Raw genomic sequence first — 22,138 nt, forward strand, 5'->3', positions numbered from 1 at the left:
AGTGAAGAGAAGGGATCCTTTTCTTCACTTCTTTTACGAGTGAAAACGAAAAGGTGGACAAACTGATGAAATGGGCAGAATTTCGCGTTCATACGACGCAAGAAGCGGTAGAACCCGTTTCAAACATCCTTCACGAAGAAGGCGCGGCAGGGGTTGCGATAGAAGATCCGAAAGATTTAGTAACCGAATGGAGCGTCAAGTTTGGTGAAGTTTATGAACTTTCTCCAGATGACTATCCAACAGAAGGCGTTATGATCAAAGCGTATTTCCCGATGAATGATTCATTTAAACGTACAATTGCGGAAGTTGAAGACCGAATTAAAGGCCTTGTAGCATTTGATATTCCAATTGCACCTGGAACGACAGGGTATGTAGAAGTAAACGATGATGATTGGGCAAACGCATGGAAAAAATACTATCACCCTGTTAAAGTAACGGATCAGATTGTCATTGTTCCTACTTGGGAAGACTATGATAAAAAAGATCATGAACTTATTATTGAACTGGACCCAGGTATGGCTTTTGGTACAGGAACTCATCCAACAACAGTACTTTCTTTACAAGCGTTAGAGAAAACTGTACAAAAAGGTGATGCGGTCATTGACGTTGGAACTGGGTCAGGCGTGCTCGCTCTCGCTGCATGGAAATTAGGGGCAGAAACGATACATGCGTATGATTTGGATGACGTTGCTGTAACGAGTGCAAGGGAAAACTTTAAACTGAACCAAGCGGAAAGTCTGATTAACATTAATCAAAATGACTTACTGAAAAATATTGAACCACATTCTGCTGAAATTGTTGTAGCGAATATTTTAGCAGAAGTAATTGTCACCTTCACAGATGATGCTTATCGAGTTGTAAAGCCGGGTGGTACTTTTATTACTTCAGGCATTATTGAACGCAAAGAACAACTAGTGAAAGATGCAATTGAAGCGTCAGGCTTTGCAATTGACTCCATTGAGCGTCAAGAAGGCTGGGTTGCAATTATCGCTAAAAAAGTCAGTGAGTGAGGTGGCGTATGCAGCGTTATTTTATCGCAAATGAACAAATGAGCGACACGCAGGTAACGGTAACAGGTGAAGATGCTGCTCATATTCGGAAAGTGATGCGAATGGTGGCGGGGGATGACATTATTTGTGTAAATAAAAGTGGTCGAGCTGTTGTAGCGACGATTACAGCACTTTCTGAGGATAAAGTGGATGGAGACATTCTTTACGAAGAAAGGAAACAAACCGATTTACCTGTTAATGTTACGCTTGCCCAAGGCTTGCCAAAAGGGGACAAATTTGAATTCATTATTCAAAAAGCCACGGAATTAGGTGTTCACGCAATCATTCCTTTTATTGCAGAACGGTCTATTGTAAAATGGGATGAGAAAAAAATGCAAAAAAAACTTGTTCGATTTGAGAAAATCGCTAAAGAGGCGGCAGAACAGTCCCATCGTTCCTCTGTGCCTACCATTTTCAGCCCTTTAAACAGACAATCGTTAGTAACTGATTTACATACATACGATCTTTGTTTAGTTTGTGATGAAGATGAGGCAAAACTAGGCCGAAAAGGCGTGTTAAAGGAGCAGCTAGAAAAAGTAGCACCTGGTATGCGCGTGTTGATCATTGTTGGTCCAGAAGGCGGGATGGCAAGACAAGAAGTGGATCAGTTAACGGAAGCAGGAGCCATTCCATGCAGCTTAGGTCCAAGAATTCTTAGAACAGAAACGGCGAGTTTATATATGCTAGCCGCACTCTCTTATCAAGTAGAATTATGAGGTGAAAGACATGTCAACCGTTGCGTTTCATACATTAGGTTGTAAAGTGAATCATTACGAAACAGAGGCTATCTGGCAACTGTTTAAGCAAGAAGGCTATGAAAAAGTAGAGTACGAAGAAACAGCAGACGTGTACGTGATTAATACATGTACCGTAACCAATACAGGGGATAAAAAGAGTAGACAAGTCATCCGTCGTGCAATCCGAAAAAATCCAGACGCTGTTATTTGTGTCACAGGCTGTTATGCGCAGACCTCTCCTGCTGAAATAATGGCGATTCCTGGTGTGGATGTTGTCGTTGGGACACAAGATCGTCCAAAGATGCTCGGTTATATTGAACAATATAAAAAAGAACGTCAGCCGATTAACGGTGTAGGAAATATAATGAAAACAAGGGTTTATGAGGAGTTAGACGTTCCTTCATTTACAGATCGTACAAGAGCATCTTTAAAGATTCAAGAAGGTTGTAATAACTTCTGTACATTCTGCATTATCCCGTGGGCGAGAGGGTTAATGCGTTCTCGTGACCCAGAAGAAGTTGTACGTCAAGCGACACAGCTTGTGGAAGCAGGCTACAAAGAGATCGTTTTAACAGGGATCCATACAGGTGGATACGGCGAAGATTTAAAAGATTATAGTCTTGCCCGTTTGCTAGAAGATTTAGAGACGGTTAAGGGCTTGAAGCGAATTCGCATTTCTTCAATAGAAGCGAGTCAGTTAACAGATGAAGTCATTGCTGTTATTGGGAAATCAACGAAAATTGTGCGCCACATGCATATTCCGCTTCAGTCAGGTTCTGATACAGTATTAAAGCGGATGCGTCGTAAATATACAATGACTGCTTTTGCAGAACGCATCACAAAATTAAAAGCGGTTTTACCCCGATTAGCGATTACGTCTGATGTGATTGTTGGTTTTCCTGGTGAAACAGAAGAAGAATTTCAAGAAACCTATGATTTCATTGCGGAGCATAAATTTAGTGAACTTCATGTGTTTCCTTATTCGATGAGAACGGGGACACCAGCTGCTCGAATGACAGATCAAGTAGAGGAAGAACTAAAAAACGAAAGAGTTCATCGTTTAATTGAACTATCAAACCAATTAGCGAAAGAATATGCATCTTCGTTTGAAAATGAAGTCTTAGAAGTTATACCGGAGGAACGGGATAAAGAAAACCCTGAAAGTGGTCTGTTTGTCGGTTATACAGATAATTACCTGAAAGTAAAGCTTGTTTGTGATGAGTCAATGATTGGTAAAATTGTGCGAGTGAAGCTTACTGAAGCAGGTTATCCCTTTAATAAAGGCGAATTTGTACGTGTGCTAGAAGATCACGAACAACTTGTTTAAACCAATAGAGACGAATGATCGTTTTAAAGATGAACCCTAAAGAACGAAACGGGTTCATCTTTTTTATGTACAAGTGGAGGGTATTTAATTGGATTGAACCATCTTTCCTTTTGATCTTAATGCTATTCGCTCTCCTTATAGATGATGATAAGAAAACGGTCTTATCCATATCAAAGCAGTTCGCTTATACTAAATGTAGTAAAAAGGAGGACTGATTGGTATGGGAAAAAGTTCAAAAGAACAATTCGGGGCATATGCCGAAGCGTACGTTACAAGCAACCTTCATGCAAAAGGAAAAGATTTATTCATATTGGAGCAATTAGTGAAAGAGCGTGATTACCAATCTATAATTGATATTGCAACTGGTGGTGGCCATGTAGCGAAGAAATTGGCAGCGTATGCAAAAGACATCGTTGCAGTTGATTTAACACCAGAAATGTTAGCAGTTGCTAAAAAGCACCTAAGTGATGCTGGAATTAATCATGTTCAATATGTAGAGGCATCTGCGGAAAATTTACCTTTTGAAGACGAACGATTTGATTTGGCGGTTAATCGCATTGCGGCTCATCACTTTATAAATGTAACGAAATTTCTAAATGAGACCTATCGTGTACTATCGAAAGAGGGGCGTTTTTTTCTTCTTGATAACGTGGCATTTGAAGATGATGTCGTTGATAACGCCTACAATGAGCTAGAAAAGAAACGCGATGGTAGCCATGTAAGAGCCTATAAGAAATCTCAATGGATTTCAATGGTAGAGCAGGCGGGATTTACGGTCAAGCATATGCATACGTTTGAGAAACCATTCCTTTTTCAAGATTGGACGGATCGAGTTCAGTTTACATCAACTCAAAAGCAAGAACTCTCTAGTTGGATGAATCAGTTACCTGCTAGTGTTAAAGATGCACTCTGTATAAAAGAAGACCACGCAGGTGTGCATTCGTTTAAGGGTCAGTCTATTTTGCTTGAAGCGATCAAAGGATAACTTTCAACGGTATAAGGAAAGGGAAGCAGTCTTCCACTCGTGTTGCGCTCTTTTTCATGTTATGATGAACAAGAGATTACAACAGATGAAAGGATGAGTGAAATGGCTGAATCAGTCGCCCACCTCATTGACCACACGCTTCTTAAAGCGGATGCAACCAAACAACAAATTTTCCATTTATGTGAAGAGGCAAAGCAATACAAGTTTGCTTCTGTCTGTATTCAGCCTTACTGGGTCAAGACCGCAGCTCAGGTTTTAGCCGAAGAGCCAGAAGTGAAAGTGTGTACGGTCATTGGCTTCCCTCTAGGACAAAATACAGCCGCTATTAAAGCGATGGAAACAAAAGATGCTATTGAAAACGGTGCAACAGAAGTTGACATGGTGATCAACATTGCTGCATTAAAAGATCAAGACGACGAAACCGTTCTAGCCGACATAAAAGCAGTGGTAGACGCAGCGAAAAATAAAGCCTTGACGAAAGTTATTATCGAAACGAGCCTTCTTACAAATGAAGAAAAAGAAAGAGCTTGTCGTTTGGCTGTTCAAGCTGGCGCTGATTTCGTGAAAACGTCTACTGGTTTTTCTACAGGTGGTGCTACAGTTGAAGATATTCGTTTAATGCGCACAACAGTAGGTCCGCAAGTAGGGGTGAAAGCGTCTGGTGGTGTCAGAAGTTTAGAGGATGTACAAGCGATGGTTGAAGCAGGAGCTACTCGGATTGGCGCAAGTTCTGGCGTTGCAATTGCGAAAGGGTTAGAAAGCGAATCAACTTATTAAAAAAGCTGGGGAGTAATTTATTCCCCAGCTTTTCTGTTTAAAACAAGGTGTCAATAAATCGTTTATCCTCTTCTGACAACGTAACATTGACGCTTTTCGCATTGTCTAACAGTTGCTCGGCTCGCTTAGCACCTGGAATAATAATATCAATTTCTGGTCTAGCTAAATACCAAGCAAGCACAATATGTGCGATATCAACATGGTGCTTTGCAGCAATTGGTTTTAGTTGATTTACTTTCTCGATGTTTTGTTTGAACGTGGTTCCTTGAAAGTGTCCTTGTTGGTTTCGTAAATCACCATCCGGAAAGACGGTATCTTCTGTATACTTACCAGCTAGAAGTCCAGATACGAGTGGAAAGTAAGGAATAAAAGAAATGGTATGCTTAAGCATATATGGGAAAAGTTCTTTTTCTGCCTCGCGATTCAATAAATTGTATTCGCCTTGATAAACATCAACGTAGCCATCTTGATTCGCCTCTTTTAATTGTTCAATCGAAAAATTTGACACCCCAATGGAACGTATTTTCCCTGCTTCTTTCATTTCTTGGAGGGCGGCAACTGCGTCTCTTTTAGGTGTATCTTTATCTGGAAAGTGAATGTAAAAAAGGTCAATGTAATCAACGTTTAAACGTTTTAGCGCATCATCGACTGACGCTTTAAGAAAGGCTGGCGAGTTATCGAAAACGTACTCATCGCCGTTTTTTCGATGCGCGGCTTTTGTGGCAATGATAACATCTTCTCGTTTGAACTCTTGAAGGACTTCACCGATAAGCTCTTCTGAACGACCTTCACCGTAGATAAAAGCAGTATCAATAAAATCCACTCCGTTTTTAATCCCATCGCGAACTAATGCCTTTCCTTTCGCTTCGTCAAGATTAGGATATAAGTTATGCCCACCAACTGCATTGGCGCCTAATCCGATTGGAAACACATGGATACCTGAATGCCCTAATTCTTTTTTACGCACTTCTATCTCCTCCTAAAAGCTGTAATTGAGTACAATTTTATTTTAAAGGTCTTTATTCGATCGTGCAAAAAATTGAACGAAACGTGCGAATCGATCGACAAAAGGGAGAACAAGCAAGGAACAAATGACATTATAGATTGTACTTGCATGAGCCAGTTGTACACTCGGACTATCACTTAACAATGAAGAAAAATGAGCCAAAAATTCGATAAGTGGATAGAAGAGAAGAGCGCCTAATAGATTAAGCCATATATGGGCGTGAGCAACGAGGCGAGCTGTTTTCCCCGCACCAACACTGGCAATGTAAGCTGTGAAGCATGTGCCAATATTTGCGCCAAGCATGATGGCTACGCCAGATTCACTCGTCAAGCTCATTCCTTCAATAAAACTCATCGCAATGCCAATTGTTGCTGTGCTTGATTGGATAATCGTTGTAATGATAGCTCCAACAGTAATCCCGGCTACATAATGGTCGTTTGTCCACGTGAAGAAGTGTTCTGTAAGCGGTAGTGTGCGTAAGGGCTCTGCAAGACCTTCTAGTCCGTTCATAGATAAGAAAATACAACCAATTCCAAATAACACACAGCCAATGACATAAAAAGAGGTGTGTGACAAAAGCAAGCATAGAAAGCCGATAATTAGAAGTGGAACAGCCAAGTCGGTTATATTAAAAGCGATTAACTCCAATGTGAAGCACGAACCAATATTTGCACCAAGTATTACTCCAATCGAATGTTTAAATTGAATGAAACCAGCGGCAACAAGGCCCACTAATAAAACAGTCACTACCGAACTACTTTGAAAGAGCATTGTTATAAGAATACCAACGATGAGCCCTTTTAATGGAGAATTGGTCGTTTTTATTAAGATCGATTTTACTGTTGACGTTCCGACTTGCAAAAGACCAGATCTTAAGATGTAAATACCAAATAAAAATAAAGCAATAAAGACAATTAATAAGGAAAGAAACTCCTTAACCATGCTGAACATCACCTCGTCATTCCCACTATATGGTCTAAAAAGAAGAAGCATGTCTTTTTTCTTTAGGTAGATATGGATATTGAGATCTTATAGTTGACCATAATCCTTGACTGTATTATAATTACTGCAGACGTGTCATAAGCACGTATTGAGTTTGGTTGTTTTCGGAGGGAGGGAAATAGAATGGCAGAAACTCGTGTTCGCAAAAACGAATCGATTGATGCTGCACTTCGTCGCTTTAAGAGATCGCTCTCTAAAGAAGGAACGTTAGCTGAGGTAAAAAAACGTAAACACTTCGAAAAGCCAAGTGTGAAGCGTAAAAAGAAATCAGAAGCAGCTAGAAAACGTAAATTCTAGTTCTGATTAGGAGAGGATGATTTCACTTGACTCTTCTTGAGAGGTTAAACCTGGACCTGAAGACTGCGATGAAAAACAAGGAAAAAGAAACGCTTTCCGTTATTCGCATGGTGAAGTCCTCGTTGCAAAATGAGCAAATTAAGCTCGGACGTGAGCTTACTGAAGATGAAAGCCTTACTGTGCTTAATCGAGAAGTAAAGCAGCGTAAAGAATCCCTCCATGAATTTAAACAAGCGAATCGTGAAGATTTAGCGTTGAAGCAAGAAGAAGAACTTGCTTTGCTCCAACGATATATGCCTAAACAATTATCAGAAGAAGAATTGGAAGCCATCGTTCAAGAAACGATATCTGAGGTAGGTGCAACATCAAAAGCCGATATGGGTAAAGTGATGGGCGCATTAATGCCTAAGATTAAGGGGAAAGCCGATGGTGGTTCAGTCAATCGTCTTGTTGCAAAGCGGTTAACTTAAACATTCTTGATAAACCTCTGTTTTTAACAGAGGTTTTTTAGCGTTCTGTTTGGTTTTGAAAAGCACTTCTGATAAACTTTAAAGAAGAACGAAACTTTTTGTTTTCTTCGTTCGTAAAGAGAATAAGAAAGATTGGGGGGATGGATAGAACGTGAACAAATGGTTGAAGGTTGCATTTGTTTCGTATTTGCTCGTTTTTCTATTACTACCGTTGCAAATGATTGTTAAAGCGGATGATACAAATGATGCAATAGTTTATGTGATACCTGTTGAACAAACAGTGGAGCGTGGACTCGAAGCATTTTTAGAGCGATCGTTTAATGAAGCCGCGGAAGAAAATGCTGATCACATTATCCTTGATATTCATACACCAGGTGGTGCAGTGGATGCAGCTGGAAACATCGCCAATATTATGAACAATACAGCTATTCCTGTAACCGCATTTATTAATAGCGAAGCGATTTCTGCAGGGGCCTACATTGCGTTAAATGCTGATCAAATTGTGATGGTGCCAAACGGACAAATGGGATCAGCTGGTGTCATTGATGGTAGTGGAAATGCTGCTGAGGAAAAGGTTCAGTCTTTATGGGTTAGTAGAATGAAAACGGCTGCCGAAGAAAACGGACCGGATGGGGGTAGAGACCCTGCCTATGCGGAAGCGATGTCAAACGCTGATTTTGATGTTGAAGGATTCCCGTCTGGGTATTTAACATTAAACGCAGAACAGGCATTAGAAGTCGGTTATGCGGATGCCATTGAAAGAAATGTTGACGGAGTGATTAGCTTTTTAGGCTATCAGTCTGATGAAGTCAACATTGTTCATTCAGAAGTGAGTATCGCGGAGCAAATTGCTCGGTTTGTCACAAATCCTATTGTTATTCCCATTCTTTTATCAATAGGAAGTCTTGGTTTAATTATGGAGCTTTACTCACCGGGATTTGGTGTACCTGGATTTATGGGTATTTCTGCACTGCTTTTATTTTTCTTCGGTCATATGGTAGCAGGTTTTGCTGGTTGGGAATCATTAATATTGGTCGTAGTTGGCATTGTCTTATTAGGCGTTGAGATGGTTGCGCCTGGTTTCGGTATTTTTGGCATACTGGGAATCGGGTTAATTATTGGTGGACTCTTTATGGCTTCTTTTTCAACGACAGTAATGGTCATTTCAGTAGGGATTACCCTTGTAGTGACGATTGCAGCAGCCATTATTTTGTTTGTGTTTTTTGGCAATCGGGGACCATGGAAAAAGCTTGTATTGCAGGCTCAGACAACAAGTGAAGAGGGGTATTTGTCAACTGAAACAGATCAAGCGCTAATGGGCCAAACAGGTAAAGCATTAAGTGACTTAAGACCGGCAGGAATTGCATTAATTAACGACAGACGCCTTGACGTTGTGTCTGAAGGAAGCTATATTGGACGAGGGAGTATGCTCAAGGTTGTCTATACATCTGGTTCAAGGGTCGTAGTTAGAGAAATTGAGCAAAACGATTAAACTAGAATAAGGGAGGAAATAAGAAATGGATGATGGAATTATTATTACGCTCATAATTGTTGCAGCAGCTGTTATTCTACTGGCGATTTTATTTACGTTTGTACCAGTAGCTTTATGGATCTCGGCTATTGCAGCTGGCGTAAAAATTGGCATTTTTGAGTTAGTAGGAATGAGGCTTCGACGAGTTGTGCCAGCTCGCGTTGTAAACCCATTAATTAAAGCGGTTAAAGCAGGAATTGACCTTGATTCTTCAAGGTTAGAGGGGCATTACTTAGCTGGTGGTAACGTTGACCGAGTAGTTAATGCATTAATTGCAGCACAACGAGCAAATATCGAGCTTTCGTTTGAAAGAGCGGCAGCGATTGACCTTGCTGGTCGTGACGTTTTAGAAGCAGTTCAAATGAGTGTAAATCCTAAAGTAATTGAAACACCGTTTATTGCCGGTGTAGCAATGGACGGGATTGAAGTGAAAGCAAAAGCTAGAATTACAGTACGTGCGAACATTGATCGCCTTGTCGGTGGTGCAGGTGAAGATACGATTATCGCTCGTGTTGGTGAGGGGATTGTTTCGACAATCGGTTCTCAACAAGATCACAAGAAAGTTCTTGAAAATCCAGATATGATTTCACAAACGGTATTAACAAAGGGATTGGATTCAGGTACTGCTTTTGAAATCCTTTCGATTGACATCGCCGACATCGATATTGGTAAAAATATTGGTGCAGAGCTACAAACCGATCAAGCAGAAGCAGACAAAAAGATCGCTCAAGCGAAAGCCGAAGAACGTCGTGCAATGGCTGTAGCACAAGAGCAAGAAATGAGAGCTCGCGTTGAAGAAATGCGTGCGAAAGTTGTCGAAGCGGAAGCGGAAGTTCCAATGGCTCTTTCTGAAGCGTTACGCAACGGACACATGGGTGTAATGGATTATATGAACTACCAGAACGTATTGGCTGATACAGATATGAGAGATTCAATTAGTAAATCGTCAAAAGGTGACAGCGACATGTTCCCTGATAACGATCCAAGAAACAAAAATAATTAAGAAAAACCCTCATAAGGCAATGTGGTGTAACCATTAAGAAGGAGGGGATAATGGATGTCAGATTTAGTGCAATTTATCTTGGCGAATCCTCTTATCTTAATTATTATTGTTGGTGTTTTAGTCAGCTCTCTATCAAAACTAGGGCAGTCAACCCAGCAACAAGAGGAGCGTCAAAATCCCCAACGACAATCAGCTGAACCGCAGCGCAGGCAGCAGCCAGCTGAACAGCGACAAGAGGAAGTCCGTTGGGAAGATTATTTCCCGAGTGAATCAGCACCTCCTGAACAAGCTTATGAGCCAATCAATGAGCCATCGAGACAAACTGATGCTCAGCGTGACACAGCGACGCGGCAGAATGAACTCTATGAGCGTCACCGTGAAGCACGTCGTAAGGTTAAAGAGTTAAGAAACCAATCGGCGCCTGTTGTCGCGGTAATGGCCGAAAGTGAGCAGACGAGCTCAGAGGGAAAATTAGATATGGATTTTAAGAATGTTTCCGGAAAAAAAATGATGGAAGCTGTTGTGTGGTCTGAAGTTCTTGGACCGCCAAAAAGTAGACAGCGAAGACCAAGAGGTCGATCGTTTTAACTTTGCAATCTAATAAAGAAAAGAACGTAGCAATCACTTCGGTGGTGCTACGTTTTTTTTTGTTGTTCTGAAAAAAATCAAAAACGGGCAGGTGGAATGTAGGCTCCCAGTCATTTTGGTGCTAAGTAAGCAACGCAGTTCATACAATCATTAGGAGGAGGGCTGCTTAATGAGTCGTATGACAAACCGTATAAAAAAATGGGTAACCGAACAAATGCAGCTTCCGGCTGACGTCACGATGGATTTACCTAGAATTACAATGATAGGACAGCTACATATATATATTGAAAACCATCGAGGGGTTTTACAGTTTTCGAATAAGGAACTTCGATTATTGCTAAAAGAAGGACAGCTCCTTGTTACAGGTGATCAATTTGTGTTAAAGACGATCTTGCCGGAAGAATTACTACTTGAAGGAAGAATAGATAAAGTGATGTTTATTAATGAAGAAGGAAAGTAAATACTGTTCATAAGGGGCGAAGCTTTATGAGAAATGGGTTTGTAAACTTAATAGGCGGTGTGGTATCGGTAGAAATTAGGGGCCCTTATCCAGAGCAATTATTAAACCGCTGTCTTAAACAGGGGATTCATATTTGGAACGTCTCTGTAATAGAAACAGAGAAAATCCAGTTTAAAATTCAGTTACGTAATATTCATCAATTAAGACGGTTTCTGAGGGGAACAGATTTAACGTTACGTTTTAAAGAGCGACAAGGTCTTCCTTTTTTCATGAAGCAGATGAAAGTAAGAGCAGGTTTTGTAATGGGGATTGCTGCGTTTTTTGTTGCGTTCTTTCTTCTCTCGAATATGGTGTGGGGGTATTCGATAGAGGGTGCTTCCCCTCAAGTTGAAAAAAAATTAGAAGAAGCGATTGCTGAATTAGGTGTTAAACGAGGTGAGTTTAGTTTTGGTTTACCGAAGCCAAATGAAATTCAAGCGTATGTGACAGATCGAATAGATGAAGCGACCTGGGTTGGTGTGCGAAAAAAAGGGACGAACTATCAATTCGAGGTTGTTGAACAAGTGCGCCAAACAGATCCTGAAATAGTAAGCCCCAGACACTTAGTAGCATCAAAAAAAGCGGTCATTCGATCAATGTTTGTTGAAGATGGGACAGCGGTAAAGAGAACGAATGATGTAGTTGAAAAAGGGGACTTGCTTGTGTCAGGTTTTATCGGTGTAGAAGGGCATGAGCAAACAATTCCAGCTAAGGCCTCTGTAGTCGGTGAAATATGGTATACTTCATCTGTAAGCATGCCCATCACTCAAACCTATACGTCTTTAACGGGGGAGCAGAAAAACAAATACCAGTTAAAAGTTGGCGATGTGTCTATCCCGTTTTGGAATATTACCGCACCGGATTACGAGTCAATGGAAACGTATAAAAAAGAAAGTCAATATACCATTTTTGGCTACCGTTTACCGGTCCAATTAATCGTTGATGAGCATCGTGAAACCCAAAATTTTGAGCGAACGTATGAAAGAGAAGAAGCATTTGAAGTGTTGAAAAAGCAAGCGCGCTTGGACTTGGAACAGGATTTGCCAGAAGGTGCAGACATAGTAGGTGAACAAGTTTTGCATGAAGCGGTTGAAAATGATACAGTTTCATTAAAGATTCATTACCAAGTTCTTGAAGAGATTACGCAAGAAAAACCAATTATTCAAGGAGACTGAGGCGATTGTCAGAAACATCATTGATTCAACTTAACTTAAGAGATGCACAAATAGCACAAGCACTATACGGGCCGAATGATTTGCATTTAAAACGAATTGAAGAAGAGCTATCCATTGAATTAGTGACGAGAGGCGAAGATATACTCATCACTGGCGATAAGCTTCAAATTGAACGCGCAGCAAAAATTATTGAGACACTAATTGGCGTCGTTGAGCAATACGCTCAGTTATCTGAACGTGATGTCTTTTACGCGATTCAGCTAGAAAAAGAAGGAAAGCTAGCTGAATTAAACGAATTATACGATGAAAATATAGCGACAACAGTCAAAGGCAAAATTATTCGAGCAAAAACATTAGGCCAGCGACACTACGTTTCCATGATTCGTAAACATGATATGGTATTTGGAGTAGGACCTGCTGGCACAGGAAAAACTTACCTAGCGGTCGTTTCAGCTGTATCTGCTTTAAAAGAAGGGAAAGTCAACCGAATTGTGTTAACGCGTCCAGCTGTTGAAGCAGGTGAAAGCTTAGGGTTTCTTCCAGGTGACTTAAAAGAAAAAGTTGACCCTTATTTACGTCCGATTTATGATGCACTTCATGATGTGTTAGGCGTAGAGCATACAACGAGATTAATGGAGAGAGGCACAATTGAAGTTGCACCATTAGCCTATATGCGAGGGCGAACGTTAGATGATTCATTTGTTATTCTAGATGAAGCGCAGAACACGACTGAAGAACAGATTAAAATGTTTATTACCAGACTAGGGTTTGGGTCGAAGATGGTTATAAACGGCGATATCACACAGATTGATTTACCAAAGGGAAAGAAGTCTGGCTTACAAGTTGCGCTACACAAGTTACGATCAGTAAAAGGAATTGGCATGGTATATCTTCAGGCATCTGATGTAGTAAGGCATGTGCTTGTCCAACGTATTCTTCAAGCATATGAACAAAACGAGCGGTTGAATGATCAATAATGTGCAAAGCCGAGTGAGGTGACTGTATGTGGAAGAAGATAAGCCTAAAGTATCTGCTCCAAAGAAATGGTGGCGGAAAATAAAGCAGCAACCGTACATACGTACAGTTATTTATACAATACTAGGCTTGATTATGTACGGTATGATGCTTGACAATATTATACCGGAGCAGCTAGAAGTAAATTTGTCCGAGCCGGCTGAACAAGATATTCGTGCACCAATGACAGTCGAAAATCGAGTTGCAACGGAGCAAAGGCGAACGGAAGCGGTAGGCGCTGTCGAAAGCCAAATGAAGCATAATCGGCAATACGAAGAAGATCGAGTTCAGCAAGTAAATGATATCTTCACAGTAATTCGTCTTGAGCGTGAGCGGGAAGTAGAGGAAGAGGAAGAATCTGCTTCGATTTCAGATCAAATTGAAAATGTTCGCTCAGACCTATCTTCGTCAACAAACGCAGATTTGAGTGATGAAGCTCTTGAAGTTTTGTTAGAAACGTCTGACTACCAGTTTCAAGCTGCGCAGGAGGCAGCTGTCAATACCGTTCACGAAACAATGAGTGAACCAATAAAGGTGGGCGATTTACAAGAAGCGAAGCAAAACGCTGAAAATCAAATAGCGGAAGTAACAAGTCTCTCGCCAGACGTTCGTGAAGCCATAAGCAATGTAGTTGATTTAGCGATTGTATTTAACGTAACATATGATGCTGAAACAACACAGCGATTAAGGCAAGAAGCGGCTGATTCAATTGATCCTGTTCTAATACGTGAAGGAGAATTGATTGTAAAAGAAGGCGATCTTGTTACATATGAAATGTATGAACAGCTTCGATTAGTAGGTTTACTCGATGAAGCCACAGTTATATTCCCCTATATTGGACTGGCGCTGTTTGTCTTCATCTTAATTGGAATGCTAATTTATTTCTTAAATGATTCCAATACGACGGTTGCAACAAATAATTCCCATTTATTAATGTTTTCGATTGTGTTTGTTGTCATTCTAGTGCTTATGAAGCTCTACAGTTACTTAGAGTCCCTTATCTCTTTACCTGGAATTGGCTTTGCGGTTCCGGCGGCGGCAGGAGCAATGTTACTAACATTGTTGTTGCACCCGAAAATTGCCATCGTAACAAGTTTTCTATTTGCTATTATTGGGAGTGTTTTCTACAATCACGATTCCTCTAGTACATTTGCGTTTATGTATGGCTTTTATATTTTGGTCGGTTCTCTTACAGGTATCTATTTCTTGAAGCAATCAAACAAAGCAACGCGAATTTTAAAAGCTGGTTTTTTTGTCCTCTGTGCGAATAGCTTAACTGTGCTATCCATTTTATTAATGAAAAGTATTTATTTGAATTGGGTTGAACTAAGCTTTTATTTCTTAGCGGCGTTTTTAGCAGCTTTCGTTGCTTCAGTTCTTACAATAGGGTTACTGCCGTTTATTGAAACAGGCTTCGGAATTTTATCGACGGCTAGGTTAATTGAGCTTTCAAGTCCAAATCATCCGCTACTTCGAAAGATTTTAACAGAAGCGCCTGGGACGTATCATCATAGCGTTGTCGTTGGGAATTTGGCAGAAGCAGCTTGTGAAACGTTAGGCGAAAATGGTTTACTAGCAAGAGTAGGCGCTTACTATCATGACTTAGGAAAAACACGACGCCCGAGATTTTTTATCGAGAATCAATTAAAAGGGGATAACCCTCATGATAAGATCTCGCCGCAATTGAGTAAAACTATTATTATTTCACATCCATATGATGGCGCTGATTTACTTCGCCAACATAAAATGCCTCGGGAAATTATTGATATTGCAGAACAGCACCATGGCACAAGCTTGCTTAAATTTTTCTACTATAAGGCAAAGCAAGATGATGAAAAGCAACATGTACCGGAAAGCCAATTCCGTTATCCTGGGCCAAAACCACAAACGAAAGTAACGTCCATTATCTCGATTGCAGATAGTGTGGAGGCGGCTGTGCGCTCAATGCAAAAACCAACACCAGATAAAGTCGAGCAATTAGTGGACAAAATTATTAAAGATAAGCTAGAAGACGGTCAATTCGATGAGTCAGATTTAACATTAAAAGAATTAAACCAAATTAAGCTTTCGATGTGTGAAACGTTAAATGGAACGTTTCATCAGCGAATAGAATATCCTGATGATGATGATTGAAAAGGAGTATTAAATGATTGAGATAGACATTATTGATGAGACAGAGACATTGACAGAAGAACAACTAAAGCTTGTTCACGACGTCCTTGCTTATGCGGGCAAAAAAGAAGAAGTTCATCCAGGTGCTGAGCTGTCGGTTACATTTGTAGATGAGGATGCCATACATGAGTTAAATTTAGAACATCGTGGCATCGATCGCTCTACTGATGTGCTATCGTTTGCTTTAAACGATGGAGAGCCAGATTATGAAGCGTTAGAAGGAATTCCTAATTTATTAGGAGATATTATTGTATCCATTGCTCACATTAATCGACAAGCTGATGAGTATAATCATTCATTTGAACGTGAACTTGCTTTTCTTGTTGTTCATGGGTTTCTTCATCTGCTAGGGTATGATCATCAATCAAAGGAAGAAGAAAGGGAAATGTTTACTAAACAAGAGGAGATTTTAGAATCCTATGGCCTTGGAAGATCGAAACCGTAGAGGGTTAAAACGTTTATTTCGTTCATTCAACTATGCCATTTCAGGTCTTGGCTATGTGATTAGGCACGAACAGAACATGCAAATTCATTTAGCTAGTACAATGGCTATTTGTGGGCTTGCCTGGTTTTTTTCCGTCTCAGCGACTGAATGGGTGTTACTCCTACTTGTAATGGGAGGCGTTTTGACAGCTGAAACGCTTAATACGGCAATTGAACGGACAGTCGATTTAGTGACGGAAGACTTTCATCCACTAGCAAAGCGAGCAAAAGATATCGGTGCTGCTAGCGTGTTTATTTTTTGTATCATTGCCATCATTATTGGGGCTATTATATTTGTACCTTATTTTATTAACATTTTATAACGAAAAAGGAGGATTTCTATGGAAAAAGCAGCATTAATTCAGCTCGCTATTGAAGCAAGGGAAGAGGCTTACGTTCCTTATTCCTCATTTAAAGTAGGTGCTGCCCTCCTTCTAGCAGATGGATCGGTTGTAAAAGGAGCAAACATTGAAAATGCGGCATATAGCTTGGCAAACTGTGCTGAACGCACAGCGATATTTAGAGCGTATAAGCCAAATCATCAATCTTTTAAAGCACTTGCTGTGGCGGCGGATACACCAAATCCGGTTTCGCCTTGCGGTGCATGTAGACAAGTATTAGCAGAGTTATGTGAACCAGAAATGCCGGTCTATTTAAGTAATGTAAAAGGTGACTGGCAAGAAACAACAGTAGAAGCGCTACTACCAGGATTTTTTAAAGCGGAGGATATGAATGAATCAAGAGGAAACGTTTAAGTCAGGTTTTGTCTCCATAATTGGGAGACCCAATGTAGGTAAATCAACATTGTTAAATAGAATAATCGGTCAAAAAATTGCCATTATGTCGGACAAGCCTCAAACAACAAGAAATAAAGTTCAAGGTGTTTACACGACTGATGACGCGCAAATTGTATTTATTGATACACCAGGTATCCACAAACCGAAACATCGCTTAGGCGACTTTATGATGAAAGTAGCGACGAATACGCTTCGAGAAGTGGATCTTATTTTGTATGTCATTGATGCAGATGCTAAGTTTGGTCCAGGAGAACAGTTTATTATTGATCGTTTAAAGGATACAAAAACACCTGTTTTTCTAATCGTTAATAAAATCGATAAAGTGAGTAGAGATGCGTTACTTGAAATCATTGCCTCCTACCGTGAACGCTATGAATTTGAAGAAGTCGTGCCGGTATCTGCCTTAGAAGGTGAAAATGTCGAGACGATGATGGATCAAATAAAGGTGCACTTGGATGAGGGTCCGCAATATTATCCAAGCGATCAGATTACAGATCATCCTGAGCGGTTTATTGTTGCCGAGCTTGTTCGTGAAAAAGCGCTACATGTAACAAAGGAAGAGATCCCTCACTCTCTAGCAGTTGTGATTGAGCAAATGAAACGACGAGATAATGGTAAAGTGTATGTTGGCGCAACCATTATAGTGGAACGTTCCTCTCAAAAAGGGATCATTATTGGAAAGCACGGTTCTATGCTAAAGGAAATTGGTCAAAAGGCACGAGTCGATATTGAAGCATTACTTGGTTCAAGTGTGTTTTTAGAGCTATGGGTGAAAGTACAAAAAGACTGGAGAAATCGCCCTTCACAGCTTAAAGATTATGGCTTTAACGAAGACGATTATTAAAGAGAAGCAATGGTCCAAACAAGGCGTTGGACCATTGTTTTTTTATGTTCAAAAAGCTATGATTAACTAAGATGAAAAACGAACAAAAATAAAAAGTCAAGCTCTGCTAATTAACAATATTTCCATCGAATGAGTATAGTAAATTTAGGTCATCATACTTCATAAGAACGATTGAGAGGAGTTGTGAAACAGTGCTTGTTCTATCTTGGAAAGTTTTTTCACAGACAGGAAACATTGAGACTTATTTACTCCATAAGGAATTGGAAAGGGAGACAGTTGGTGAAGAGGTAGAGGTAATGGCTGCCGACGACCAAACGGATTCTACTCTTTCTTAAAAAGCAGTGACTTGCTGTAAGGAATGAACATGTTAATTAAACAAGAAGGAATTATTTTAAAGACCATTGACTATGGTGAATCAAATAAAATTGCAACAGTATTAACGAAAGATAGCGGAAAACTATCTGTGATGGCAAAAGGAGCGAAGAAGCCTAATAGTCGCTATGCGGCTGTGATGCAACCATTCGTTTATGGCTCATTTGTTTATTTCAAGGGTAGTGGTTTGCCAACAATAAGCCAAGGCGAAATTATTCTATCCTTCAAACAGCTTCACTTTGATTTATTTAAAGCTGCTCATGCTGCGTATATAACAGAATTAATCGAAAAATTGACCGAAGAACGACGGCCGTATGTGTTTTTATTTGATCTATTGTTACTCGCTTTAAAGCAAATTGACACTGGTCAAGATCCGGAAATTATTGCAAGAATCGTTGATCTAAAAATGTTAACGGTTGCTGGAGCAAAGCCTAATTTAGATGGCTGTGCAAACTGTAAATCGGTTGAGCGCGACCCTATTGCTTTTTCCATTCCTTTTGCTGGTTTTTTATGCAGAAGTTGTGTCCATCGAGATGAGCGAGCTTTCCCAGTTTCGTTATCAATGGTGAAGCTTATTCGCACCTTATACTATGTTGATTTAACGAAATTAGGTTCCATTTCGATTAAGCCAGAAACAAAAGAACGACTTCATCAAATCATATCATCGTACTATCAAGAATACGTTGGTGTGACGCTGAAATCACAACGCTTTATTGACCAGCTAAAAAAAGTAGATGGCACTCATTTTAAACTTGACGAAAAAAAGGATTAAAGGTATGATAGAAAAATATGACGATATGCTATGATGAGAGAAGAAATACTGCTTATTCTTATGATTAATAGCGACTTCAGGGTGGTGTGAGCTGAAGAATCAGGAGCGTATGAGGCACTCTTTGAGCATGTGAACTGTAAAGTGATTAAACACGTTTGTGTTTAATAAGTAGGGTGGAACCGCGGGTAACTCTCGTCCCTATGCCGATAGTAGGCATAAGGATTGAGGGTTTTTTTGTTTTTATTAAGGAGGGTAAACATGAACATTCAAACGATGATATTAACATTGCAGTCCTATTGGGCAAAGCAAGGCTGTATAATTATGAACGCCTATGACACTGAAAAAGGTGCGGGTACGATGAGTCCGCATACATTATTACGAACAATCGGTCCAGAACCGTGGAATGTAGCTTATGTAGAGCCATCAAGGCGACCGGCAGATGGACGCTATGGAGAAAACCCGAACCGCTTATATCAGCATCACCAATTCCAAGTGATTATGAAACCTTCGCCAAACAATATTCAAGAACTGTATTTGGAAAGCCTTAAAGCGCTTGGTATTAATCCGCTTGAACATGATATTCGATTTGTTGAAGACAACTGGGAAAACCCAACATTAGGCTGTGCGGGTCTTGGGTGGGAAGTATGGCTAGATGGAATGGAAATAACACAGTTTACGTATTTCCAACAAGTAGGTGGCATGGAAGCATCCCCTGTTTCCGCTGAAATTACTTACGGGATTGAGCGATTAGCAACGTATATTCAGGAAAAAGAGAATGTATTTGATTTGGAATGGGTAGAGGGTTTCACGTATGGTGACATTTTTCTCCAACCTGAGTTTGAGCATTCTACATATACATTTGAAGTATCAGATAGTGAAATGCTCTTCCAGCTATTCAATACGTACGAGAAAGAAGCAACTCGTGTACTAGACCGTAACCTTGTTTTCCCGGCTTATGATTATATTTTAAAGTGTTCACACGTATTTAATCTACTTGATGCTCGTGGTGCGATCTCAGTAACGGAACGCACGGGATACATAGGTCGTGTCCGTACCCTCGCTCGGAAGGCTGCAAAGCATTATTACGAGGAACGCGAAAAACTTGGATTCCCGATGTTGAAAAAGAAGGAGGCAAACTAATGGATAGAAAACCATTTCTCCTTGAAATAGGATTAGAAGAACTTCCAGCCAGATTTGTAACAGATGCAGTGAAACAACTAGAGCAGAATGTGCAGCAGTGGTTAAAAGAGCAAAAGCTTGAGTATAGCCGCACACAGGCTTTTTCAACGCCACGAAGATTAGCGATTATCATTCATGACCTTGCTTCAAAACAAGAAGATTCATCTAGTAAAGCAAAAGGACCAGCAAAGAAAATTGCATTAGATGACAATGGCGACTGGACGAAAGCAGCTTTAGGATTTGCGCGATCACAGAAAGTTGAACCGGAAGCTCTTACAATTGAAGCACATAAAGGTGTGGAATATGTTTTTGCTACATCCTTTTCTGAAGGTGTGCAAACAGTCGACATTTTACCAAGCTTAGAGAAGGTCATTATGAGTCTGAATTTCCCGAAACGCATGAAATGGCATACGTTTGACTTACGCTATGCACGACCAATACGTTGGTTAATTGCCATGTACGGTCAGGAAGTCATTCCATTTTCAATTGCGGAAGTAAAAACTAGTCAGACTACAAGAGGTCACCGTTTCTTAGGAGATGAAGAAATTGAGATAGCCACTCCTGAAAGTTACGAAACGCGTTTACTTGAAAACTACGTAATTGTTGATGCTAAGAAAAGGAAGCAAGCCATTCGTTCTCAACTAAAGGACATGGAAGCAACGAAAGATTGGGTTATTCCTGTAAATGAAGACCTTCTTGAAGAAGTAAACAATTTAATTGAATATCCAACTGCCTTAAGTGGTGGGTTTGAAGAAAAATACCTTCAATTGCCTAAAGAAGTATTAATTACGACTATGAGAGAACACCAGCGTTACTTCCCGGTTGAATCAACTGAAGGCGCGTTACTTCCATACTTTGTGACGGTCAGAAACGGGAATGAAGAGCATATTGAAAATGTATCGAAAGGAAACGAAAAGGTACTTCGGGGACGCTTTGCTGATGCTGCATTCTTTTATGAAGAAGACCAGAAGCTTTCTATAGAAGATTGGAATAAAAAACTCGAAACCGTAGTGTTCCATGAATCGATTGGGACAATTGCCGAAAAGGTTACTCGTACAAAAGAGCTTGCGGTATGGTTAGCAAGAAAAGAGGCGTTGTCAGCTGAAGAAGTGACATTAGTAGAACGCGCTGCATCCATTGCGAAATTTGATCTTGTAACAAATATGGTGGGTGAATTTCCTGAGTTACAGGGACAAATGGGGCAGGATTATGCATTAAAGTCGAATGAACATGCTCAAGTGGCGAGAGCGATTTATGAACAATATCTACCGCGGTTTTCAAATGATATTCTCCCACAAACAGCAGTTGGCTCTATGCTATCCTTAGCAGAAAAGCTCGATACCGTATTATCTTGTTTTGCAATTGGATTAATTCCAACAGGTTCTCAAGATCCTTATGCGTTAAGAAGGCAAGCAAACGGGGTAGTCCAAATTTTATTAGAAACCAAATCAGCCCTTTCTCTTGAAATGATCATTGAGCATTGGGTGGATACATTAAATAAAAAAGGATTTATGACGGCTGGTGTCGAATCTACTAAAGAAGAAGCCATTCAATTCTTTTTAAGTCGGTTTAAGCATCTCATGATCGATTCAGGCTATCGATACGATGTTGTAGAAGCTGTATTATCGGCACCGATCGTAGATGTTTATTCCATGTTTGCTAAAGCAGAAGCCATTAATGAACAGCTTAATGAGCCTGCGTTTAAAAAAGCAGTTGAAGCGTTAAGTCGGGTCACGAATTTAGCACAAAAGGCAGAAACTGATACTACAATTGATGAATCGTTGTTTGAAAATGAATCGGAGACAAAGCTTTTAGCAGCGACGGTGGAAGTGGAGATGAGTTTAGTTGAAGCTTGGAAGCAGCATGATGCAATCGCTGCGTACAACATCTTAGAAGCGTGTCAAGATGCGATTCACTCATTTTTCGAGCAAACGATGGTTATGGTTGAAGATCCAGACGTACGAGCCAATCGCTTAGCTTTGTTAAAAAGGTTAGCGCATTCCATTCAATCCTTTGCTGATTTTCAACAAATTGTCTTTTCTTCGTAACTAGTGTTCAG

General features: G+C 40.2%; 24 protein-coding genes. 22 read left to right on the forward strand and 2 right to left on the reverse strand.

The annotated features are described in order from the left end of the window. The first annotated feature begins 65 nt into the window (after nucleotides 1–65). The 5 genes from prmA (at nucleotide 66) to deoC (ending at nucleotide 4,875) form a co-directional block, all read left to right on the forward strand. The gene (gene prmA, locus PQ477_RS16165) at nucleotides 66–1,010 is read left to right on the forward strand and encodes a 50S ribosomal protein L11 methyltransferase (protein ID WP_144558761.1); all 945 of its coding nucleotides are present in this window, start codon (nucleotides 66–68) and stop codon (nucleotides 1,008–1,010) included. 8 nt (nucleotides 1,011–1,018) lie between these two features. Then, a complete protein-coding gene (locus PQ477_RS16170; RefSeq protein WP_144558762.1) occupies nucleotides 1,019–1,765 on the forward strand; it encodes a 16S rRNA (uracil(1498)-N(3))-methyltransferase in 747 nt (248 codons plus the stop codon). Between the two features lie 10 nt (nucleotides 1,766–1,775). Further along, a complete protein-coding gene (gene mtaB / locus PQ477_RS16175; RefSeq protein WP_144558763.1) occupies nucleotides 1,776–3,113 on the forward strand; it encodes a tRNA (N(6)-L-threonylcarbamoyladenosine(37)-C(2))-methylthiotransferase MtaB in 1,338 nt (445 codons plus the stop codon). Between the two features lie 220 nt (nucleotides 3,114–3,333). Further along, the gene (locus PQ477_RS16180) at nucleotides 3,334–4,098 is read left to right on the forward strand and encodes a class I SAM-dependent methyltransferase (protein ID WP_035396351.1); all 765 of its coding nucleotides are present in this window, start codon (nucleotides 3,334–3,336) and stop codon (nucleotides 4,096–4,098) included. Nucleotides 4,099–4,200: 102 nt separating this feature from the next. Further along, entirely contained in the window at nucleotides 4,201–4,875 is a 675-nt protein-coding gene (gene deoC / locus PQ477_RS16185; protein ID WP_035396396.1) for a deoxyribose-phosphate aldolase, read from the forward strand. A gap of 37 nt (nucleotides 4,876–4,912) precedes the next feature. Here deoC and PQ477_RS16190 read toward each other — a convergent pair whose 3' ends face one another. Next, nucleotides 4,913–5,842 carry an aldo/keto reductase gene (locus PQ477_RS16190; RefSeq protein WP_035396349.1) on the reverse strand — a complete coding sequence of 310 codons (930 nt, stop codon included), beginning with the start codon at nucleotides 5,840–5,842 and terminating at the stop codon, nucleotides 4,913–4,915. Between the two features lie 42 nt (nucleotides 5,843–5,884). Beyond that, complete coding sequence (locus PQ477_RS16195; protein WP_035396346.1) at nucleotides 5,885–6,823, reverse strand: Na/Pi symporter; 939 nt, start codon at nucleotides 6,821–6,823, stop codon at nucleotides 5,885–5,887. Nucleotides 6,824–7,006: 183 nt separating this feature from the next. On the opposite strand from PQ477_RS16195, the gene rpsU reads away from it, so the two are divergent. The 17 genes from rpsU to glyS all read left to right on the forward strand — a co-directional run bounded on the left by rpsU (nucleotide 7,007) and on the right by glyS (nucleotide 22,127). After that, the gene (gene rpsU, locus PQ477_RS16200) at nucleotides 7,007–7,180 is read left to right on the forward strand and encodes a 30S ribosomal protein S21 (RefSeq protein ID WP_035396344.1); all 174 of its coding nucleotides are present in this window, start codon (nucleotides 7,007–7,009) and stop codon (nucleotides 7,178–7,180) included. A 26-nt stretch (nucleotides 7,181–7,206) separates the two neighbouring features. Then, a complete protein-coding gene (locus tag PQ477_RS16205) occupies nucleotides 7,207–7,650 on the forward strand; it encodes a GatB/YqeY domain-containing protein (RefSeq protein ID WP_035396341.1) in 444 nt (147 codons plus the stop codon). 151 nt (nucleotides 7,651–7,801) lie between these two features. Continuing rightward, entirely contained in the window at nucleotides 7,802–9,142 is a 1,341-nt protein-coding gene (locus PQ477_RS16210) for an NfeD family protein (RefSeq protein WP_060705109.1), read from the forward strand. A gap of 25 nt (nucleotides 9,143–9,167) precedes the next feature. Continuing rightward, entirely contained in the window at nucleotides 9,168–10,184 is a 1,017-nt protein-coding gene (gene floA, locus PQ477_RS16215) for a flotillin-like protein FloA (RefSeq protein WP_035396339.1), read from the forward strand. A gap of 54 nt (nucleotides 10,185–10,238) precedes the next feature. Then, a complete protein-coding gene (locus tag PQ477_RS16220) occupies nucleotides 10,239–10,772 on the forward strand; it encodes a YqfB family membrane protein (RefSeq protein ID WP_060705108.1) in 534 nt (177 codons plus the stop codon). A gap of 169 nt (nucleotides 10,773–10,941) precedes the next feature. Next, a complete protein-coding gene (gene yqfC / locus PQ477_RS16225) occupies nucleotides 10,942–11,232 on the forward strand; it encodes a sporulation protein YqfC (RefSeq protein ID WP_035396334.1) in 291 nt (96 codons plus the stop codon). A 26-nt stretch (nucleotides 11,233–11,258) separates the two neighbouring features. After that, nucleotides 11,259–12,446, forward strand: a complete 1,188-nt coding sequence (yqfD, locus tag PQ477_RS16230) for a sporulation protein YqfD (RefSeq protein WP_274272498.1) — start codon at nucleotides 11,259–11,261, stop codon at nucleotides 12,444–12,446. A gap of 5 nt (nucleotides 12,447–12,451) precedes the next feature. Next, complete coding sequence (locus tag PQ477_RS16235; RefSeq protein WP_035396331.1) at nucleotides 12,452–13,423, forward strand: PhoH family protein; 972 nt, start codon at nucleotides 12,452–12,454, stop codon at nucleotides 13,421–13,423. Nucleotides 13,424–13,451: 28 nt separating this feature from the next. Further along, a complete protein-coding gene (locus PQ477_RS16240; RefSeq protein WP_274272499.1) occupies nucleotides 13,452–15,593 on the forward strand; it encodes an HD family phosphohydrolase in 2,142 nt (713 codons plus the stop codon). Between the two features lie 13 nt (nucleotides 15,594–15,606). Beyond that, a complete protein-coding gene (gene ybeY / locus PQ477_RS16245) occupies nucleotides 15,607–16,077 on the forward strand; it encodes an rRNA maturation RNase YbeY (RefSeq protein WP_035396328.1) in 471 nt (156 codons plus the stop codon). After that, nucleotides 16,052–16,438, forward strand: a complete 387-nt coding sequence (locus PQ477_RS16250; RefSeq protein ID WP_035396325.1) for a diacylglycerol kinase family protein — start codon at nucleotides 16,052–16,054, stop codon at nucleotides 16,436–16,438. Before ybeY ends, PQ477_RS16250 begins: the two co-directional genes overlap by 26 nt. A gap of 18 nt (nucleotides 16,439–16,456) precedes the next feature. Next, the gene (locus PQ477_RS16255) at nucleotides 16,457–16,870 is read left to right on the forward strand and encodes a cytidine deaminase (RefSeq protein ID WP_035396323.1); all 414 of its coding nucleotides are present in this window, start codon (nucleotides 16,457–16,459) and stop codon (nucleotides 16,868–16,870) included. Next, a complete protein-coding gene (era, locus tag PQ477_RS16260) occupies nucleotides 16,848–17,756 on the forward strand; it encodes a GTPase Era (protein WP_035396321.1) in 909 nt (302 codons plus the stop codon). Before PQ477_RS16255 ends, era begins: the two co-directional genes overlap by 23 nt. A 191-nt stretch (nucleotides 17,757–17,947) precedes the next feature. Next, entirely contained in the window at nucleotides 17,948–18,091 is a 144-nt protein-coding gene (locus PQ477_RS16265) for a YqzL family protein (RefSeq protein ID WP_078440176.1), read from the forward strand. A 29-nt stretch (nucleotides 18,092–18,120) separates the two neighbouring features. Then, complete coding sequence (gene recO / locus PQ477_RS16270) at nucleotides 18,121–18,900, forward strand: DNA repair protein RecO (protein WP_274272500.1); 780 nt, start codon at nucleotides 18,121–18,123, stop codon at nucleotides 18,898–18,900. Between the two features lie 258 nt (nucleotides 18,901–19,158). After that, entirely contained in the window at nucleotides 19,159–20,040 is an 882-nt protein-coding gene (glyQ, locus tag PQ477_RS16275; protein WP_038478935.1) for a glycine--tRNA ligase subunit alpha, read from the forward strand. Then, complete coding sequence (gene glyS, locus PQ477_RS16280) at nucleotides 20,040–22,127, forward strand: glycine--tRNA ligase subunit beta (protein ID WP_144558766.1); 2,088 nt, start codon at nucleotides 20,040–20,042, stop codon at nucleotides 22,125–22,127. Before glyQ ends, glyS begins: the two co-directional genes overlap by 1 nt. Nucleotides 22,128–22,138 lie beyond the last annotated feature (11 nt).

It is taken from the genome of Shouchella hunanensis, assembly GCF_028735875.1.
GTDB lineage: Bacteria > Bacillota > Bacilli > Bacillales > Bacillaceae_D > Shouchella > Shouchella hunanensis.

What these genes read in the sequence shown, in the direction of transcription:
- PQ477_RS16255 (WP_035396323.1), top strand. Translation starts at nt 16,457, where the DNA reads ATGGAAAAAGCAGCATTAATTCAGCTCGCTATTGAAGCAAGGGAAGAG.
- yqfD (WP_274272498.1), top strand. Translation starts at nt 11,259, where the DNA reads ATGAGAAATGGGTTTGTAAACTTAATAGGCGGTGTGGTATCGGTAGAA.
- PQ477_RS16220 (WP_060705108.1), top strand. Translation starts at nt 10,239, where the DNA reads ATGTCAGATTTAGTGCAATTTATCTTGGCGAATCCTCTTATCTTAATT.
- glyQ (WP_038478935.1), top strand. Translation starts at nt 19,159, where the DNA reads ATGAACATTCAAACGATGATATTAACATTGCAGTCCTATTGGGCAAAG.
- yqfC (WP_035396334.1), top strand. Translation starts at nt 10,942, where the DNA reads ATGAGTCGTATGACAAACCGTATAAAAAAATGGGTAACCGAACAAATG.
- rpsU (WP_035396344.1), top strand. Translation starts at nt 7,007, where the DNA reads ATGGCAGAAACTCGTGTTCGCAAAAACGAATCGATTGATGCTGCACTT.
- deoC (WP_035396396.1), top strand. Translation starts at nt 4,201, where the DNA reads ATGGCTGAATCAGTCGCCCACCTCATTGACCACACGCTTCTTAAAGCG.
- floA (WP_035396339.1), top strand. Translation starts at nt 9,168, where the DNA reads ATGGATGATGGAATTATTATTACGCTCATAATTGTTGCAGCAGCTGTT.
- PQ477_RS16195 (WP_035396346.1), bottom strand. Translation starts at nt 6,823, where the DNA reads ATGGTTAAGGAGTTTCTTTCCTTATTAATTGTCTTTATTGCTTTATTT.
- PQ477_RS16250 (WP_035396325.1), top strand. Translation starts at nt 16,052, where the DNA reads ATGGCCTTGGAAGATCGAAACCGTAGAGGGTTAAAACGTTTATTTCGT.
- era (WP_035396321.1), top strand. Translation starts at nt 16,848, where the DNA reads ATGAATCAAGAGGAAACGTTTAAGTCAGGTTTTGTCTCCATAATTGGG.
- glyS (WP_144558766.1), top strand. Translation starts at nt 20,040, where the DNA reads ATGGATAGAAAACCATTTCTCCTTGAAATAGGATTAGAAGAACTTCCA.
- PQ477_RS16170 (WP_144558762.1), top strand. Translation starts at nt 1,019, where the DNA reads ATGCAGCGTTATTTTATCGCAAATGAACAAATGAGCGACACGCAGGTA.
- prmA (WP_144558761.1), top strand. Translation starts at nt 66, where the DNA reads ATGAAATGGGCAGAATTTCGCGTTCATACGACGCAAGAAGCGGTAGAA.
- PQ477_RS16180 (WP_035396351.1), top strand. Translation starts at nt 3,334, where the DNA reads ATGGGAAAAAGTTCAAAAGAACAATTCGGGGCATATGCCGAAGCGTAC.
- ybeY (WP_035396328.1), top strand. Translation starts at nt 15,607, where the DNA reads ATGATTGAGATAGACATTATTGATGAGACAGAGACATTGACAGAAGAA.
- recO (WP_274272500.1), top strand. Translation starts at nt 18,121, where the DNA reads ATGTTAATTAAACAAGAAGGAATTATTTTAAAGACCATTGACTATGGT.
- mtaB (WP_144558763.1), top strand. Translation starts at nt 1,776, where the DNA reads ATGTCAACCGTTGCGTTTCATACATTAGGTTGTAAAGTGAATCATTAC.